The sequence below is a fragment of the Achromobacter sp. SIMBA_011 genome (assembly GCF_046535435.1).
Taxonomy (GTDB): domain Bacteria; phylum Pseudomonadota; class Gammaproteobacteria; order Burkholderiales; family Burkholderiaceae_B; genus Achromobacter; species Achromobacter dolens.
Map to the genome: position 1 here is coordinate 1 of NZ_JAWRWN010000526.1, position 269 is coordinate 269.

Here is a 269-nt window from a genome sequence, read left to right on the forward strand (position 1 = left end):
TCGACGGTTCGCCGCGCATCCTCGAGCTGGTCGAATACCGCTGCCAGGACGTCACGATCAAGGGCGCCTGGACCGGCCCGGTCGGCCTCGAGCTGTTTTCGCACGCGCTCGCACCGCTGAAAGACCTGCCCGTGCTCGAGATTCTCTCCGGCACGCACATCCTGGCCGACCTTACCCTCGGCCTCGGCCACGTCGTTCACGATTACCTCGCCCATCCGTCCGCGCACCACGCGCACAAGGAGGCCGCCGACGCCCTGGCGTGAATGAGC

At 67.7% G+C, this 269-nt stretch carries 1 protein-coding gene; it reads left to right on the plus strand.

Going from position 1 to position 269, the window contains the following annotated elements; all coding sequences use genetic code 11:
• On the plus strand, positions 1 to 263 hold a 263-nt coding region (locus SB816_RS32000), incomplete at its 5' end, for an acetoacetate decarboxylase family protein (protein ID WP_410548243.1).
• Positions 264 to 269 lie beyond the last annotated feature (6 nt).